Below are 2196 nucleotides of genomic sequence, written 5' to 3'. Positions count from 1 at the left end.
CCTACACCCACGAACCATGTGAATCCCCATGTGAATTCGCAAGGGCACATGTGCACCTCCCGACGCGTCATCACTGCCCGTATCATCGGACCGGAACGAGACGCCGTTTCGGGAAGTGGGTGAACTGTCGTGGCCGAGCCGAACACAGCTCTCAAAGACCTCATTGTCCAGTCCGGTATGTCCTGGGCAGGTCTCGCCAAGCGCGTCAACGCGCTCGGAGCCGACGAGGGCGAAGCGCTCCGGTATGACTACACCGCTGTAGGCCGATGGGTGAAGCAGGGGCAGAAGCCGCGGGGAATCACTCCCGCCCTGATCTGCCGGGCGCTGTCTGAGAAGCTGGGTCGGAACATTCGGCCGGCGGAAATCGGGATGGAGACGACAGACTCGCTCGCATCCCGCAGTCTGGTGTACTCGCCCGACCCCGCCGCGACGCTCGAGACACTCAGCGACCTGGGGACCGCTTACACATCCGGCGAGTTCGCCGCACCGTTTATCCTTGCCGCGCTTGCCGCACCAAGCCGGGACTGGCTGTTGGCCTCGTTCGAGGAGGTCTCCTCCGAGCGCGGCCCCCGCGCGATCGGGATGCACCAGGTAGCGGGAATCCGCGATATGTTCGCCCTCTTCCAGGAAATGGACGTCATGCGCGGCGGAGGGCATGCACGCGCGGCACTGGTGAACTACATGAACACCACGGTTATCCCGCTCATCCGCAGCCAGCATCAACCGGATGTGCAGGCCGCGCTATACGACGCCGCTGCCGAACAGGCGTACCTCATCGGATGGATGGCCTACGACGACGGAGAGCACGGACTCGCCCAGCGGTACCTCATTCAGGCTCTGCGACTGTCGCAGGCCGCAGGCAACCGAGTCCTTGGGGCGCACGTTCTTGCCGGCATGTCCGATCAGGCCAACCTGTTGGGCCATTCGCACGAGGCCGTAGCCCTCGCCCGCGCTGGGCTCCACGGCATTTCCCCTGGCGATTCCCCCGCGTGCTACGCCGATCTGAGCATCTTGGAAGCGCGAGCCCTCGCCCGTCTCGGCGATGCCAAAGGCACCGTCAAGGCGGTGACCCGGGGCGAATCGAGCTTCGAGAAGATCAACACCGCCAATGAGCCGGAGTGGGCACGGTTCATCGACCGGGCGTACTTCTACGGCGAGGCCGCGTACTGCTTCCGGGACCTGGACCAGCCCGACGAACTCGACCGTTTCGCAGGTCTCTCGATCCAGGAGTGCCGGGAGCAGCGGCGTGCACGCCGAGGAAGCCTCAGCCAGGCCGCCGTTGCATCAGCTTTCGTACAGCGCAACGAGATCGAAGCAGCAGCGCGGCACGCAACAACCGTCGTGAAGCTCACCACCACCGTCAACTCCTCGCGGAGTCTTCAGGCGGTTTCCGATCTTCAGCGGACGCTCAAGCCGTACGGCACGGTCCCGGAAGTACAGGACTTCAATCGCCAAGCGGCGGAGCTTCTCGGGTTGGCCGCGTAGCGTTCGTAGCTCCCGCAGCGCAGTCGTTGCCGAATTTGGCTATATAGGATCAAGGCGAGCGTCCGCGCCCCGTCGCCAGCGCGGCTCCGCCGCGCGGCGACGCGCGAACGCTCGCTGAAAAGACGTCGCTCGCGGCGCGTCGGTCGCGTCGGCGCCGCGCTGGCGACGGGGTAGAACGCCGGCCATTCCTATCTGACCACTTTCATCAACGAGGGCAGTGCTGGGCACGACGCCTGCCGTCCCCGATTTGCTCTCCCGCAGTCGATCGTGAAGGCGCTAACTTCCAGCCCGGTCAACGGCTCGCGTCACCTTCACCCAGAAACCACATGATCGCCTCCGGCAGTAGCCACCGTCTCGAGTCGCTACCACTCCGTGCTGATAACGCAAGATTCCCCCACCCTCCTCATTGCCTGATTGTCTCGCTCCAGACAACCGCGTCAAGGGAAAACCCGCCCTTGACCCGGCCGTCTTCCGCTGAGAGCGGCAAGTATGAGGATGATGGGGGAAGTGCAGTCGGTGCGGATAGACGACCTATCCGTCAGCCCGAGCCCCGGTTTCGTCCGCAGTTCGTCCGCAGCGCTACCCAATCGGCCCGGTTCTCACCAACGCTACAACTCATCAAACATGCAGGTAGACGCCCTGGGCCATCACCACCCATCGGCAGCAAAAGCCCAGGACGCAATTCGAGCTGTACTACGACGTGTAAGTCGT

The 2196-nt window shown here is 64.1% G+C and carries 1 protein-coding gene; it reads left to right on the top strand.

Annotation, left to right across the window (positions count from 1 at the left end; all coding sequences use genetic code 11):
- The first annotated feature begins 129 nt into the window (after positions 1-129).
- Positions 130-1485: a hypothetical protein gene (locus A5789_RS18770; protein WP_064903158.1), complete on the top strand. Its 1356-nt coding sequence runs from the start codon at positions 130-132 to the stop codon at positions 1483-1485.
- Positions 1486-2196 lie beyond the last annotated feature (711 nt).

It is taken from the genome of Nocardia sp. 852002-51101_SCH5132738 (genome assembly GCF_001665695.1).
GTDB classification, from domain to species: Bacteria; Actinomycetota; Actinomycetes; order Mycobacteriales; family Mycobacteriaceae; genus Nocardia; species Nocardia nova.
This window is presented reverse-complemented; position numbering and strand designations above follow the sequence as displayed.